General features: G+C 64.5%; 13 protein-coding genes and 1 tRNA gene. 4 read left to right on the forward strand and 10 right to left on the reverse strand.

Translation table 11 applies throughout. The features are described 5' to 3' along the window. Positions 1-183 precede the first annotated feature (183 nt). Entirely contained in the window at positions 184-951 is a 768-nt protein-coding gene (locus tag CXY74_RS10275) for an HAD-IIB family hydrolase (protein ID WP_104200359.1), read from the reverse strand. A 149-nt stretch (positions 952-1100) separates the two neighbouring features. On the opposite strand from CXY74_RS10275, the gene CXY74_RS10280 reads away from it, so the two are divergent. Continuing rightward, positions 1101-1724: a flavin reductase family protein gene (locus CXY74_RS10280; protein WP_104200360.1), complete on the forward strand. Its 624-nt coding sequence runs from the start codon at positions 1101-1103 to the stop codon at positions 1722-1724. 124 nt (positions 1725-1848) lie between these two features. On the opposite strand, the gene CXY74_RS10285 is transcribed toward CXY74_RS10280, so the two are convergent. Continuing rightward, the gene (locus CXY74_RS10285; protein ID WP_104200361.1) at positions 1849-4062 is read right to left on the reverse strand and encodes an acyltransferase family protein; all 2214 of its coding nucleotides are present in this window, start codon (positions 4060-4062) and stop codon (positions 1849-1851) included. 212 nt (positions 4063-4274) lie between these two features. On the opposite strand from CXY74_RS10285, the gene CXY74_RS10290 reads away from it, so the two are divergent. Both CXY74_RS10290 and CXY74_RS10295 read left to right on the forward strand, forming a co-directional pair. After that, positions 4275-4637: a zf-TFIIB domain-containing protein gene (locus tag CXY74_RS10290; protein WP_104200362.1), complete on the forward strand. Its 363-nt coding sequence runs from the start codon at positions 4275-4277 to the stop codon at positions 4635-4637. Between the two features lie 94 nt (positions 4638-4731). Then, positions 4732-5205 (forward strand): hypothetical protein, encoded by a 474-nt coding sequence (locus tag CXY74_RS10295; protein ID WP_104200363.1) that lies wholly within the window; start codon positions 4732-4734, stop codon positions 5203-5205. A 213-nt stretch (positions 5206-5418) separates the two neighbouring features. Here CXY74_RS10295 and CXY74_RS10300 read toward each other — a convergent pair whose 3' ends face one another. The 5 genes from CXY74_RS10300 to CXY74_RS10320 all read right to left on the reverse strand — a co-directional run bounded on the left by CXY74_RS10300 (position 5419) and on the right by CXY74_RS10320 (position 10315). Then, the gene (locus CXY74_RS10300) at positions 5419-6729 is read right to left on the reverse strand and encodes a UDP-glucose/GDP-mannose dehydrogenase family protein (protein ID WP_104200551.1); all 1311 of its coding nucleotides are present in this window, start codon (positions 6727-6729) and stop codon (positions 5419-5421) included. A gap of 123 nt (positions 6730-6852) precedes the next feature. Continuing rightward, positions 6853-7740, reverse strand: coding sequence for an aminodeoxychorismate lyase (locus tag CXY74_RS10305; RefSeq protein ID WP_104200364.1), 888 nt, complete (start codon positions 7738-7740; stop codon positions 6853-6855). 74 nt (positions 7741-7814) lie between these two features. Further along, positions 7815-8747, reverse strand: coding sequence for an anti-sigma factor domain-containing protein (locus tag CXY74_RS10310; protein WP_104200365.1), 933 nt, complete (start codon positions 8745-8747; stop codon positions 7815-7817). Further along, on the reverse strand, positions 8744-9328 hold the full coding sequence (locus CXY74_RS10315; RefSeq protein WP_233193332.1) for a sigma-70 family RNA polymerase sigma factor: 585 nt from the start codon (positions 9326-9328) through the stop codon (positions 8744-8746). Before CXY74_RS10315 ends, CXY74_RS10310 begins: the two co-directional genes overlap by 4 nt. A 357-nt stretch (positions 9329-9685) precedes the next feature. Then, positions 9686-10315: a DNA-directed RNA polymerase subunit beta gene (locus CXY74_RS10320; RefSeq protein WP_104200367.1), complete on the reverse strand. Its 630-nt coding sequence runs from the start codon at positions 10313-10315 to the stop codon at positions 9686-9688. 102 nt (positions 10316-10417) lie between these two features. On the opposite strand from CXY74_RS10320, the gene CXY74_RS10325 reads away from it, so the two are divergent. Continuing rightward, positions 10418-10490, forward strand: a tRNA-Lys gene (locus tag CXY74_RS10325). 116 nt (positions 10491-10606) lie between these two features. Here CXY74_RS10325 and CXY74_RS10330 read toward each other — a convergent pair. From CXY74_RS10330 to CXY74_RS10340, 3 genes are all read right to left on the reverse strand, one after another. After that, complete coding sequence (locus tag CXY74_RS10330; RefSeq protein WP_104200368.1) at positions 10607-11125, reverse strand: pyridoxal 5'-phosphate synthase; 519 nt, start codon at positions 11123-11125, stop codon at positions 10607-10609. 90 nt (positions 11126-11215) lie between these two features. Beyond that, positions 11216-12463 carry a GAF domain-containing protein gene (locus CXY74_RS10335; RefSeq protein WP_104200369.1) on the reverse strand — a complete coding sequence of 416 codons (1248 nt, stop codon included), beginning with the start codon at positions 12461-12463 and terminating at the stop codon, positions 11216-11218. A 101-nt stretch (positions 12464-12564) separates the two neighbouring features. Then, entirely contained in the window at positions 12565-13851 is a 1287-nt protein-coding gene (locus CXY74_RS10340; protein ID WP_104200370.1) for a DUF445 domain-containing protein, read from the reverse strand. Positions 13852-14073: the final 222 nt, after the last annotated feature.

The raw sequence follows: 14073 nt of genomic DNA on the forward strand, positions 1-14073 counted from the left end.
GCCGGGCTGGGCTGGGCTGCGATGGGCGGGGCTGCGATGGGCGGGGCTGGGCTGGGCCGCGCATAACTCCTGCAATTTCACGGTGGCCACGACGAACACCCCGAAATTATGCGGATGCTACTGCACTCGTCCCAAAATTGCAGGAGTTATGCGCAGGGGCAGGGGCCGCCCAGCGGCCAGCGGTCAGACGGCGACGTAGCGGGGAATCAGGTCCGTGAGCAGGGCCGCGGTATCGGGCCAGCCCTCGACGGCGATGCATTCGACGCCGAGAACCTTGACCGGGTAGTCATTGCCATTTTCGTCGAGGCGGTCGCCGACGAACAGCATGTCCTCGAGGTCGACACCGGTCAGGGTGGCCAGGCGTTTCATCCCGTAGGCCTTGTCGATGCCCTGCCGGGTGATGTCAACGGAGGTCGACCCGCCCGAGCGCACCTCGAGGTCAGGCAACAGGGCCTGCACGGCGCTCCGAAGGACATTCTTCTTCTCACCGGACGGGTCCCAGGCGATTTTGGCGGCGATCGGGGCTGCCTGGCCGAGCGCGGAGAAAGTGATCTGCGAGCCGCGATCTTCGAGAATAGGGCCCCAGGGGTCGCTTTCCCAGAAACCGAGGTCGCGAGCGGTCTGCTCAACGGCTTCGAGTGCGCGAGTTTTCTGGTCCTCACTGAGGTTCTCTGCGTACACCTGGCTCCAGCCCTGCGAGTCACTGCGGTAGTACTGGGTGCCGCAGGTCGGCATGAGGTGCAGCCGGGCGAGTTTCTCCGGACTGATCTCGGGCAGATTGTCGATGATCTGTGTCTGAAATTGCCCGAACTGGCCGCCGGAGATGACGCAGACCTCGGTGACGCCGAGCAGCTTGACGAGCAGGTCGATCATGATCGGGTCAAGCGCGGACTTGGACGGCGCGAGCGTATCGTCGAGGTCGAAGGCCACCAGGCGGGGAAGAATAGGCATCAGACCATTCTATCGGCGCGGGCAGCCGGAACTTTGCGCCTGGCGTATGGATGGCGAATTCGGTTTAGTCGCGTCGGCGGAGGCGCGCTCGTCGCGATAGCGGCTGCGCTGCTGGCCCGAAGGGCGACGCGAATTGTTAGTCTGATCGGGTGCGTACTGACTTTGACCCCGGGAATCTGCCGCGTCTTGATTTCTACCGCCTGTTGAACTCGCTCGTCGTGCCGCGGCCAATCGCATGGGTGTCGAGCCGGTCGGCGGCGGGTGTCGACAACCTCGCGCCACATTCATTCTTCACCGTGGCATCCGTTTCGCCGGCCATCGTTCAGTTCACCTCGGTGGGCGTCAAGGACACCGTGCGCAATATTTTGGCGACCGGAGATTTCGTGGTGAATTTTACGCCGGAGTCGCTGTTCGAAGAGGTCAACGCGACCGGCACTGATTTTGGGCCGGCGGAGAGCGAATTCGACCGCGCCGGACTCACCCGGGAGCCGAGTGTGACCGTGGCCTCCATGCGGGTGGCCGAGTCCCCGGCGGCGATCGAGTGCCGCCTGCATTCCACGCTGGAGCTGGGCGATTGCACGCTCGTGTTTGGCGAGGTCACGCACATCGCGGTGTCGTCAACGGTGCTGGACGGAGAGCATCCACTCATTGAGAAGCTGCGCCCGTTGTCACGGCTCGGGCTCGACGAGTGGGGAACCATCGGCGAGGTCAAGGCGATCCGGCGGATTCGCGCGAGTGACTGGCCGCGCGAATTTCGGCCGAGAGAGCGCTGATCATTCCGCCCGAGCGGATGATCGCGCCCGGCAACTGGCCGTTCCGCCGGTTATCGGATTCGACTCCCCAACCGGGCGCGGCCATGGCCAGCGCCGCGGCAAGCGGATGCGCCGTTCGCGCCTTCTAGGCGGCCGGCGGAAACAGTGCCTCGGCGAGCAGCGGACCGAGCTGGGCGCTCGCCTCACGCACGAAGTGCTGGCCGTCGAAGAACACCGGCGTGTCGGCGATGAAGGCCGGGCAAGAGTCGCCGACGCAGAGCCACGGTACAACGTTCACGTACTGGGCGAAGTCACCGAATTGCTCGATCGCGCCCTGCTCGCTGGCCACGACCTTCTGGTAGAGGTTCGACGGGCTGTAGGCGCAGTCGGCGGGGGCGCTCGTGAGGGTTTTGCACTCGGCGAACGGGGTGCTGGCCGGCGGCGGTGAGAGCACAGCGACGCGGTCGGTCGACCCCTGCAACGCCGTGAGCGTGTCGGCGGTCGCGGTCTGCCATTCGGCGAGAGCTGCGGCGCCTTCGTTGCCGCTGGCGAGGCGCACGATGGATCCAGCCAGGCTCGACATGATGACGAGGTCGGGTGAGAGTCGGGCGACCTCGGCGTAGACCCAGGCGTGATGGTCGTCGCAGGTGGCGGCCGAGGCGTCGGAGGCGTTCTTAGGTGCCACCGAGATGTTCACGCCCGGGCAGGAGAACATGGTCAGAGACCGCACGTTGTAGCCGAGCGGTTCGAGGGCGGAACGAATGGCGGGCATGTAGCTGATCGCCATGGAATCGCCGAGCAGTACCGCGGTTTTGGCCGCCGCCGGGTCGCCGTAGATACAGTCGGCGGCGTTCTTCTCGCTGACCGAGAGACAGTTGTCGTCGACCCATTCCGGGGCGCCGGAGTTGTCGCCGAGCAAATCGAACGCCGGGGTGGTCTCGGGCCAGGCAGTTGCGGCGAGGGCCGCGGCGATGGTGGCCTGCCGGGTGGCCAGGAGGGTGGCTGGTTCGGTGGTCGTCTCCACTCCCAGGTCAGCTGCCGCTCCGACCGGGGCTGGGTTCACGGACGGGCCGGACGGCGTGCCTCCCCGCAGCGCGATGAACGAAACCGAGACGAGAACGAGAGCAACAACCACGAGGGCACCGATCCAGGCCTGAACCGGGGTGATCCCGGTGCGGTTCTGGGGGATCGGACGGCGCATCCGTTCTCGCTTTCGGGTGACGGAGTTTTCGAGCCAGAGTGAGTGACGTATGGGGTTTTCAACGTAGTGAAAGGAGAACACCGAGAGGGCGACCATGAGCAGCGCGGCGAGCGGCAGGTAGAGCGGGGAATCGGTAGCCAGGACAGTGGCGAGCAGAATCACGACCGGAAAGTGCCACAGATAGAGGGAGTAAGAGATCTTGCCGACGTAGCGACTCACTGGGTTGGTCAGGGGGAACAACAGCTGCTGCTCGGGCTGCCCGATGCCTGCGGCGATCACAAGGGCAGCTCCCGCAACGGGCAGCAGGCCCCACGGCGCTGGAAAAGGTGAATCGCGGCTGATCAGCACGAGGCTGGCGACGATAAGGGCGAGGCCGAACCAGGCGATCGCAGGGCGCATCCGAAGGGGTAGCTTCGCTAAGCCGGGCGCGGCAGCGGCCACGAATGCGCCGATTCCGAGCTCCCAGGCGCGTGCTCCAGTAGAGAAGTAGGCGATGGCGGGGCTAGTCGAGGTTTCGAAAAAACTCCAGGCCAGAAAGGCGAGGGTGATGGCGCCGGTGGTCGCAGCGACGAGCGTGATGAGGGCCCGGGCGCTCAGCGTTCGACGGCCGGCGAGGGCGAAGGTGACGATGAGCAGGAACGGCCAGACGAAGTAGAACTGTTCTTCCACCGCGAGCGACCAGTAGTGCTGCAGGGGGGAGACGGCGTTGGTGGCCTGCAGGTAGTCGGTGCCGACTGCGGCGAAGTGCCAATTGGCCACAAACAGTGCCGAGTAGATTCCATCCCACAGGGTGCTGAGGGCGCGGGCACTCGGAAGCAGCAGGAATCCGACCGCCACGGTGACGACCAGCACGAGTACTGAGATCGGCAGGATGCGCCGGATGCGCCGGCGATAGAAATCGACCAGGGAGATGCGGCCGGTGCGTGCATGTTCTTTGAGCAGGAGGCTCGTGATCAGAAAGCCGGAAATCACGAAAAAGATGTCGACGCCGATGAATCCGCCGGATGGCCAGCCGAGCAGGTGGTCGAAGATGACCACGACCACGGCGACCGCGCGCAGGCCTTCGATGTCGCCGCGGAAGGTGCGGGTGGCGGATTTGCCGCCAGAGGGGCGGTCGGGTGCGCGCTCGCGCCGCCCCACGGTGGACTGAACGGACATGTATAGCCTCCGACTCGGGTTTCGGAACTGGTACGTGTTCGGCCCGGCCTTCGGGCACGCTCTGAGATTATGACGTAATCTCAGCTACGGAGGCAAACCCGCCGACGTAGTTGTACTCAACCGTTACGCGCTCCCGCACTCCCCTCGGCTCTCAGCAACAGCCGGTGTTCACTGTTTAGGGTTGAGGACCGACGACGTTTTGGAGGACTCCCATGAAGTGCCCAACCGATTCCGCCACCCTCGTGATGAGCGAACGTAGCGGTGTAGAAATTGACTACTGCCCCGAATGCCGCGGAGTCTGGCTCGACCGCGGTGAGCTTGACAAGATCATTGATCGTGCTGAAAAAGAATTCGCGGCTGCAGCGCCAACTCCGGCTGCCAACGCGGCACCGGTGATTGTCGCTGTACCCCCGCACCAGCAGTATCCGGATGCTCGCACGCGGGCTCCACAGTATGGCGAGCGCGACAACGACCGTGACCGCGGGTATGACCGGGATCGTGATCGCGACCGCGACCATCGGGATGGTTATCGCCCGAAGAAGAAGGAAAGCTGGCTCGGAGACCTTTTCGGCTAAACCATGAAGACTCGGAGTTAGTCATGACATGGAGTGATGTTCGAGCCAGTGCTCAACCATATGCTCACTGCTCGGCGACCGTGGTTGGCGCGGCATGACCTCAGCATTTGCGTTCACGCTTGCCGGGGCATCCGCTCTCATTCTTTTGGCGCGGCTAGTGGTGCCCCAGCTCCCGCTGGCCAGGCTCGCGGTCAGACTGTCGGTGGTCGACACCGTTCTGCTCGTGTGCGGCGTTGTCGGTCTGGCTTTCCATTGTGCGGCCATGTTCTATCGCACCATTTTCGACGGGGTGCCCCTTGGGCCCCTGGTGGATATGGTCAACGCCATGAATGTTGCGAGCATCATGCTGTACGTTGTTCCGGCGGCGCTGGTTCTGATAGGCATGCGTAGGCAGAATTGGGTGTCGCTGGCGGTTCTGGCCCTGGCCTTGCTCTTCGTCGGAGTCACCATGTACGCGGGAAGCCCGCTGAACGTGCATCTTGGCGCCATCTTTGCCGCTGTCGTCGCTCTCGTGAGCCAGATTGCGCTCTTTGCCATACCGCCGTGGCGACGGGCCGCAAAACCATAGCGGGCGCGAGTACCCGGGCTCCCAGCAGCGGCCGTAAATAAGGGCGGCCTCCGCTTGAGGGCCGCGAGGAGCATTCCCCGAAATCCATTGGGACGAGCCTGGGCGGGGCGCCCCACGAGCCGGGCGCAGAACCGCGATCGGCACCGTGGCGTGCCTGGGCCCACGTGCATAACGTGAGCCCAGAACGCATCACATCGAGGACGGAACTTCAGGCTACGGGCGACCGAGGCCGTGGTAGGTCCAGCCGGCAGCACGCCAGGCCGCAGGGTCGAGGGCGTTGCGGCCGTCGATCACCGTCTTCGTTTTCACGAGCGCACCGGCCCACACCGGGTCAAGATGCCTAAACTCGGGCCACTCGGTGACGAGCACGACGGCGTCGGCTCCCCGCAGGGTGTCTTCGAGAGACTCGGAATACTGCAACTGCGGATGCCGCGCCCTCGAGTTATCGATGGCCTGCGGGTCGGTCGCCACGACGTCGGCCCCGAGGCCGCGCAATTGCACGGCCACGTCGAGCGCCGGTGAGTCTCGCACGTCGTCGGAGTGTGGCTTGAAACTCAGGCCGAGCACCGCGACCTTGGCGTTGTAAACGGAGTCGCCGAGCGCCCCAACGGTGAGATCGACCACACGTTGACGGCGGCGCAGGTTGATCTTATCGATCTCCTTGAGGAAGGCCACGGACTCACCGCGTCCTAACTCTTCCGCGCGCGCGGTGAAGGCGCGAATATCTTTCGGCAGGCAGCCGCCGCCGAAACCAACGCCGGCGCCCAAAAAGCGACGACCGATGCGTCCGTCGTAGCCGATGGCATCTGCCAGCTGCGTCACATCGGCGCCGGTGACCTCGGCGATCTCGGCCATGGCATTGATGAAGCTGATCTTGGTCGCGAGAAACGCGTTTGCGGCGACCTTGACGAGCTCGGCGGTGGCGTAGTCGGTTATGACGAGGGGAGTGTCGGCGGCGAGCGCCGTGGCGTAGATCTCGTTGAGTAGCTCCGTGGCGTGCTCGCCCAGTGAACCGGGGGCGACCCCGTAGACCAGCCGGTCAGGGCTGATGGTGTCCTGCACGGCGAATCCCTCGCGCAGAAACTCGGGGTTCCACGCCAGCGACGCGCCGCTGCCAGCTTCGATGAGCTCGGCGAGGCGCGCGGCGGTTCCCACCGGCACCGTGCTCTTGCCCACGACGAGATCGCCGTCGGACAGGTGCGGAAGGAGCGATTCGATCGAGGCATCCACATAGCGCAGGTCGGCACTGTAACCGCCGGGTTTCTGCGGAGTACCCACGGCAATGAAGTGCACCTGCGAGCCAGCGGCATCCGCTATGTCGGTGCTGAAACGCAGCCGGCCACTGTTCATAGCCGACGTGAGAACCTCGGGAAGTCCGGGTTCGAAGAAGGGGGGCTTGCCGATGGCAAGTTGGGCGATCTTAGCGGCGTCGACGTCGATTCCGACGACATCGTGCCCCAGTTCGGCCATGGCCGACGCGTGCACGGCGCCCAGGTACCCACATCCAATGACAGAAATTCTCATGTATTCCTCTCGGTCATCCCAGAGCATACTGGGCGCGACACGTCGGCCCAATTCGAGGGCGTCAACAAACGGATACCGCACCCCTTCCTGCCACTCCCCCACCAGCGGAAGCTGCGATCGCCGCTAAGACGTGCGTGCCAACAGGTACGCGTTCAGGGCATCCGTGAACGCCTGATCGGCCGGAAACGGGTCGCCGTCGAGGGCGACAACGGATACGGCCAGGCGCACGCTGGAGACGAGCCAGGCGGCATCCGCTTGGCGAAGTTCCTCGACGGTGACATCGCGATACCGTACCGAAGCACCCTGCGCGCGCAGGTAGTCGAACATGCTTTGCTGCGTGGTGCCGTGCAGAATGGCGCCGCTCGGCGCGGGCGTGACGTACTCGCCGCCTAAGCGCAGCACGACGCTCGAGGTGGGGCCCTCCATGACGAAGCCGTCGGTGGTGAGAAAAATGGTGTCGTCGGCGCCGCGACGGCGCGCTTCGCGAATAGCCGCCATATTGACCGCATAACTGAGCGTTTTCGCGCCCATCAGCAGCCAGGGGGCTCGCTCGGCGACGCCACGCGGATAGCCGCGGTCGAGGGTGATGACGCGCACGCCGTTCGCACGCACGATGCTGAAGTCCGCCGCGGCGACCGCGTGCAGCCAGGCTGTCGGTGCTGGACCGTGCTCGACGCCGCGGCTGAGCACGAACTTGAGCGCGATTTCACCCCGCTGCGGAACGCGCGAGACCGCGTATGCGATCGCAGCGCGCCACTGTTGCACGTTCGGCATCGGCAGCTCGCAGATGCGGGCGGAGTTACGCAACCGGGTGATGTGCGGCTCAACCTCTTGCGGGTGCCCATTGACGACGGCGAGGGTTTCGAAGATTCCGTCGCCGCGCTGGGTACTGAGCTCCCCCACGCGCAGCGCCGGGGCGGACGAATCCATTTCATGGAACGTGACGTTGAAGTCCTGCTGCAGGGAGTCAGCGGGCACGGGGTCGATCAAAAGAGTGAAAGGCAGTCTCATGTCACGAGCCTACTTCGCCACGCAGCCCCAGCACGCTCGGCATTACGCACTCTGCTGAGCGGATGCCGAGCCCGCTAGCTCTGGAGGGCCACGATCGGGTCGCCGGTGGGTTGGTCCGAGCCACCGGTGGGTTCGACGGTGACGCCCACCTGATCGCCAGTGTGCATCGTGCCATCGAGCACGCGCCAGACAGTGCCGTCGCCGCTGGAATCGAAGGTTCCCGCCGCGGTCGCAGCGCCATTGTTCATGTACCACAGCTGGTAGTCCTGGTCGCCGGGCAGCACGGGCAGGTTGTCGACCAACAGTGCGGAGATTCCGAGTGTGTTGGACCAAACCAGAGTGACTTCCTGACCGTCGACGGTGGTGGTCGCAGCGCGCTGAGAGTCATTGGCCGCGTTGATCTGCGCGAGACTGGCCGCCTGCTGCGACTCGAACTGGTTGCTGTTGAGCGACTGGCCGAGGGATATTCCACCGACGAACAGGGCGACCGCAGCCGCGATGGACAGAATGAACTGCGCCGGACGCTTGAACCAGCGCGTTTGGGCCCGCTCGCTAGCCGTCGCTGGGCGCGGCGTGCTGGAAGCGTCGCCAGAATGGACGTCAGGGACTGGTCGCGGCGCGCCGGTGGTCGTAGCACCAGTTGAGGCCGCACCTTCGGTCCCCGGGGTTGCCGTCGCGGCCGGCGAACCGGCGGGAGTTGCCCCCGGATCGGTGGCGGCAGCATCCATTGCGGCGAGACTAGTGGCACGCGATGCGGGCAGCGGTGGAAGCTGCGGCGTTGACGAGAGCATCGCCATGAGGTTGGCCTTGACGGCGGCCGAAGGCTGCACGGGTGCGACGGCGAGGCCGAGGGCTACAGCAATGTCCTTCAACTCGGCAGCCTCGATGCGCGCCTCCTCGGATTCGGCGAGATGCGCTTCGAAAATTACCATGTCGTCGGCGTCGAGGGCATGCAGGGCGTAAGCGCCGGCAAGATCGGCGGGGTGCTGCTCGCTGCTGCGGCTCATGATGCCACGCCCAATTCGTCGCGCAGGCGGATCAGCCCGTCGCGAAGCCGTGTTTTCACAGTGCCCAAAGGAATCTGGAGCATGTCGGCGACCTCGCTGTGACTAAACCCGCCGTAGTACGCGAGGCTGACAGCCTGACGCTGTAGCTGTGTCAATCGATTCATCGCCTTCTCCACCCTCTCATGTTCGATTCGTACTTCAACGGTTTCGGCTACGTGATCGTAGGCAACGGCCAGGTCACGGATTCCAATTTTGGTATCGCGGTCACGTCCGGCCTGTGACGACCGAATTCGGTCGACCGCGCGGCGGTGTGCCATGGTGAGAATCCAGGTGCTCGCACCACCACGCGTTGATTCGTACCGTGTGGCCGACTGCCAGATCTCCAGAAAAATCTCCTGAGTCACTTCTTCCGACTGTGCGTGGTCGACCAGCAGACGCTTGACCAAGCCCAGCACCCGCGGGGCAATCTGGTCATATAGTTCTCCGAAGGCCGATCGATCGCCTCGGGCTACTCGAACGAGCAGCTCCTCCTTGCTGGCAGGGGCTGGCGGCGCGAGGTCTCCGGCGGAATCAACAGTCATAAGACCTAGCATGTCAGGTCTCGTCCCGTTCCATGACTAAGGTTCGGTACGAAGTCGGGAACGGATTGGTCGATCTGGCAAGTATTCAGCGAAACGGAATGGTCGCAGCTGGGCCCGAGCGTCGCCCACAAGGTAGACAAAAATGAGAAGGTCGGGCCGCAGAGCACCTCTCGGCGCGAGGCCGCTCGAAGCGGCGAATAATGGAACCCGGGATTACTGCGGCCCGGCCAGCTTCCAGTGTATTCGAACGGGGCGGTCGGCGTCGAATGTTCGCCGCGGGCGCACACGGAAAATGCCCTCGCCGTGGTGACGCTCGCCCGGCTTACCTGATGAAGCCCAGGCCCGGGCCGTGCGGGACTACTCGAGCAAGTCGCGGCGCCAGAGGCGCGCACAGGCCGCGAACTCGGCGGCAGTCTTGGAAAAGCGCAGCGCGCGGGTGGTCAGCTCCGAGGAGCGGTGCGGCTCAGTCAGCTCGAGATCGTCGGCGATGGTCGTGGCCCCGACCGCCGTGACCCGGCAATACGCGGCCCCGCGATCCAGCGCGACCGCGAAGTCTCCGGTGAATAGTCCGCGCAGAATCTCGTCCGCGAGAGTCATGATCTCGGCGGGACCCGTGGGCAGGGCAGCGCCCGCGACCAGCGGATCGATCGTGGCGACAGCATCCGTTCCTCGTTGGTAGAGGTAGGCACAGCCTTCGGGGTCCTGTCGAATCAGCATGCGGATGAGGTAGATGCGCCAAAGCGCGCCCGGCAGGCTGCGCGGAGCGGCCCGCGACCACAGCTCCGCGACCGCGTCGATGCCGTTTTCGTCGGTGTAGGCGACGAGGCGCTCGACCGTCTCGGGGTCGGGGTCGCTGCGCACACGATTGAGCAGGGCCTGCGCGGTCTCGTGAGCGACCCGGCTGATAGCGGCGGGATCGTCGCCACCCTGGAAGGCCTCGAATTTATTTGCGGAGAACAGGGTGGGCTTGTGGAAGTTGTCGGCCATGGCGGTTCTCCTCGTTTCAATGCGTGCTCGGGTGGCGTTTTTTGTCGCCCCTGACGCTACCGAGAAAAGCTGAGTGTGAATCCACGGTAGATTAGAGCCTACGGGCCTCTAGCTCAGTTGGTAGAGCAAAGGACTTTTAATCCTTGGGTCGTCGGTTCGAGCCCGACGGGGCCCACAATAATCGCGCAGGTTGCGCAGAAGATGCGCACCGAATCCCTCGGATTCTGTGCGCATCTTCGTCAGCCACCACGATTACGCCTGATCGGGCGAACGAATGTCGTGAGCCCGGCTCTACAGCACGTATCGGTGGCGAATGTGGTGGCGATCACTGCTCGCCTGCCAAAACTCCACCTCCGTGGGATGCAGGGCAAAAAGCTGCCAATCGGGGTTGTCACGGCCGTCGGCGCCGGGACGCTCATCCCAGTCGCGAGCGGATGCCTCGGCCGAAAGCAGGGTGACCGCGCCACTAACGCGCACCTGCCGACCAAATTTCGCCCAGTAGAAATTCATGGCGGCTTGCGGGTTCGCGGTAAGTTCCCGGCCTTTGCGGGAACCGACCGTGCTGGCAAAGTGCCAGGCTCCCTCGTCGATGTTCTTCAAAATCATCATGCGCGACGATACCTGACCGGTTGTGGTCGTCGTCGCGAGACTGAAAGCGTGCGGCTGCGCTACCCCATCCGCGAGCGCGGTTTCGAGCCACTCGAGGAACAGGTCAACGGAATCGGCCGGTGCAGTGGCTGGATCGAATTTCGGGAGATCGCTCGGAAAATCCGGGAGGGCCCGGAGGCGTTGGCTGAAGGATTCGCTCACGCCGCGAGCTTACCCGCCGCTGCCAAAAATAACCGTTAGAGCGCTGCGAGTGATCTACCTGGCTGGCACCATCTCGAGCACCACCACCACTTACGCCGGAGGGTATGCCGGACCCCCGCTCGGCGGCACCCGCAACTCGCGCTGCACCAGCAGCGCAAGTTCGCGTAACAGCACCTGGTCAACCTCGGCGAGCGAACGCGGGGCCGGATCGAAGACGCACAGCGATCCGATGCGCTCCCCCGACGGCGATTCGATCGGAAATCCGGCATAGAAGCGCATAAGCGAATCACCGAGCACGAGCGGGTTCTGGCTGAACCTCTGGTCCTTTTGAGCGTCTTCCACCACGAAGGGCCCGTCTCCGGCAATCGTGTAGGCACAGAGCGAGTCGGCGCGCGGAATCTCCGGTGCTGCCACTCCGACCCTCGCCTTGTGCCACTGCCGATCGTGGTCGATGACGCTGATCACCGCCGACTCGGTTTCAAACAGTCGCTGTGCCAGAGCGACGAGTTCATCGAACCGGGCCTCCGGTGGGGTGTCGACAATCCCGAGGCTATCGACGGCCGCCTGCCGGGTGCGTTCCACACTGGCAGCATCCGCTACCCGTTGACCGCCGGGTTCCTCATTGATGCCGAGGCGTGCTGCGTCGAGGGTGTCGGCCATGGCACCGGCCAGCAGCAGGGCCCAGTCCCGGTAGTCGGCTGGGCTGCGATGGCGGTCGGGCGTGAGCGTGGCGGCGGGTGAAAAGGGCAGAAAGGTGGTGCGCGGTGCCTCAGCAGCCAGCTGCGCGCTGACCCGGTTGAGGTCTGCTGCGGAATGATCGGCGATGAATCCGAGCGGGAGGTTGAAGATCTCGATGCTCCGAATCGGTGCGATCCCAAGAATGTAGAAGTGGGTACTCTGCGAGGCCTCTCGTTGGAGCACCCTAAGTAGTTTTCCGAGTCGGGTGCGCCATTCGCGACGACTCATCAGTGTCAAAGCCTCATTGACGCCCATTGTCAGCACGACGGCGTCGAAGCGACTGAGCCTTTGCACGTTCAATGCGGGGAGCGCGTTCGCCGCCGTCATGGTGCGACTGGCCACGAGGTCGATGTCTACTCCGCGGCCGGTGAGCGCCGACAGCTCCCGGGCAAGCGATCCGGGCAGCGCGAGTTGGTGGCTGAGCACACCCCAACCGACGGCCGGTCCGCAGCCCAGAATGAGTACCCGATCGCTGTCGATTCCGGGAGCATGCGCCTGCGGGACATCGCTCGGCCGGGGCAGGTGGCGATCTTGACTCTCGGCGAATGCCGCCCACACGCGCATCAGCGGTCGGACGGCCCACCTAGTCAGGTCGTGCATTTGGCGCCTTTCGGAAATAGCAGAAAGACTTATTCTGCCCCGAATGGGGGAAAGCCCAAATACCCATAGAGTTTTTTTCAGCTATTTGCCGGGCTGCCGACTCAAATCAGCGTGGCCACCGCGTGCGCGAACGTGAAAATGGCCAGGCCGGCGAGAGCGCCCACCACGGTTCCATTGATGCGAATGAACTGCAGATCGCGGCCCACCTGCAGCTCGATCTTCTCGGCCGTTTCTCGGGCCGGCCAGCGCTCCACGGTTTCGGTGATCACCCCGGCGATCTCGTGGCGATAGGCGGAGATGACGTGACTGGCGGTGTCGGCGAGCCAGCGGTCGATGCGGGAGCCGAGCGCGGCATCCGCTGTGAGACGGTTACCGATATCGTGCAGAGTGGAGCGGATGCCCACCAGCAGCGCGCTCGTCGGGTCGTCGAGCGCCCGCGTGAGGGAGGCCTTGATGGCCTGCCAGGTGTCGCCGGCAAATTCGCGCAACTTGGCATTGTCGAGAACCTCGACCTTGAGGTTTTCGACGCGCTTGATCATGGCCGGCTCATATTGCAGGTCATGCATGACCTCGCCCAGGTAGTCATCCAGTGCTTTTCGCATCGGATGCTGCCGGTCTTGGCGGGCGGACGCCACAAAAGCTAATACTTCACGGTAGGCCTTGTCGTCGACGAGCTTGTCGACGAATCCGGGCAGCCAGGTGGGCAATCGTTGCGACACGACGCGACCGAACGCTTCGGGGTGGTCGCGCAGCCAGCCGTCGGCGCGGTCGAGCAGCAGGTCGACGGCCGCGTGCTGCTGCCCGCTGGTGACCAGCCGTTCCCCCACCCGGCCGAGGCTCGGGCCCCACTCTGGTTGGATCAGGTGTTCGCGCGCGACGGATTCGATGAGGTTCTTGATGGCGTTGTCACCGAGCAGGTTGAGTACGCCCTGGCCGGCAATAGCGAGCTCGTCGGTGAGCCTTGCAGCGTTCTTGTCGTCGCTGAGCCAGGCGCCGATGCGGCGGGCTGGTCCTACCGATTCGAGTTTGCCTCGGATGACGGCCTCGGAGAGAAAGTTGGTCTCGACGAACTCGCCGAGGCTCGCGCCGATCTCGTCCTTGCGGTTGGCGATGATGTTGGTATGCGGAATACGCAGGCCCATCGGGTAGCGAAACAGGGCGGTCACGGCGAACCAGTCGGCGATGGCGCCGACCATGCCGCCTTCGGCGGCGGCGCGCACGTATTCGAGCCAGGGGTAGCGCTCTTGCAGGGCGAACGAGACGGTGAAGATGATGGCCATCAGGGCGAGCAGGCCGGTCGCGAGTCGCTTCATGCGGGTGAGCGCGGCGCGGCGGGCGGTGTCGTTCGGGGATTCGGCGGGGGGTGCCGTATGTATGCTCTGCGCCATGACTTAAGCCTGCCCGATTGCGCGGCAGAGTGGTGCTCATTCATGCGTGTTCCGCCCGGACGCGTGCGAATGCGATACGAGGGGGCACGTGTTCACTGGCATCACGCCCACGCCCACGGCCACGGCCACAGCCACAGCCACAGCCACAGCGACAGCGACTAGCGCCGCAGTGCCAACGGTGCTCATCGGTACCGAAACTGAGAATGCTATACCCTAAGGGGG

It is taken from the genome of Cryobacterium sp. Y29, from assembly GCF_002929825.1.
Classification (GTDB): domain Bacteria; phylum Actinomycetota; class Actinomycetes; order Actinomycetales; family Microbacteriaceae; genus Cryobacterium.

What these genes read in the sequence shown, in the direction of transcription:
- CXY74_RS10295 (WP_104200363.1), top strand. Translation starts at nt 4,732, where the DNA reads ATGACCTCAGCATTTGCGTTCACGCTTGCCGGGGCATCCGCTCTCATT.
- CXY74_RS10305 (WP_104200364.1), bottom strand. Translation starts at nt 7,740, where the DNA reads ATGAGACTGCCTTTCACTCTTTTGATCGACCCCGTGCCCGCTGACTCC.
- CXY74_RS10310 (WP_104200365.1), bottom strand. Translation starts at nt 8,747, where the DNA reads ATGAGCCGCAGCAGCGAGCAGCACCCCGCCGATCTTGCCGGCGCTTAC.
- CXY74_RS10290 (WP_104200362.1), top strand. Translation starts at nt 4,275, where the DNA reads ATGAAGTGCCCAACCGATTCCGCCACCCTCGTGATGAGCGAACGTAGC.
- CXY74_RS10315 (WP_233193332.1), bottom strand. Translation starts at nt 9,328, where the DNA reads ATGACTGTTGATTCCGCCGGAGACCTCGCGCCGCCAGCCCCTGCCAGC.
- CXY74_RS10320 (WP_104200367.1), bottom strand. Translation starts at nt 10,315, where the DNA reads ATGGCCGACAACTTCCACAAGCCCACCCTGTTCTCCGCAAATAAATTC.
- CXY74_RS10285 (WP_104200361.1), bottom strand. Translation starts at nt 4,062, where the DNA reads ATGTCCGTTCAGTCCACCGTGGGGCGGCGCGAGCGCGCACCCGACCGC.
- CXY74_RS10300 (WP_104200551.1), bottom strand. Translation starts at nt 6,729, where the DNA reads ATGAGAATTTCTGTCATTGGATGTGGGTACCTGGGCGCCGTGCACGCG.
- CXY74_RS10275 (WP_104200359.1), bottom strand. Translation starts at nt 951, where the DNA reads ATGCCTATTCTTCCCCGCCTGGTGGCCTTCGACCTCGACGATACGCTC.
- CXY74_RS10335 (WP_104200369.1), bottom strand. Translation starts at nt 12,463, where the DNA reads ATGCACGACCTGACTAGGTGGGCCGTCCGACCGCTGATGCGCGTGTGG.
- CXY74_RS10340 (WP_104200370.1), bottom strand. Translation starts at nt 13,851, where the DNA reads ATGGCGCAGAGCATACATACGGCACCCCCCGCCGAATCCCCGAACGAC.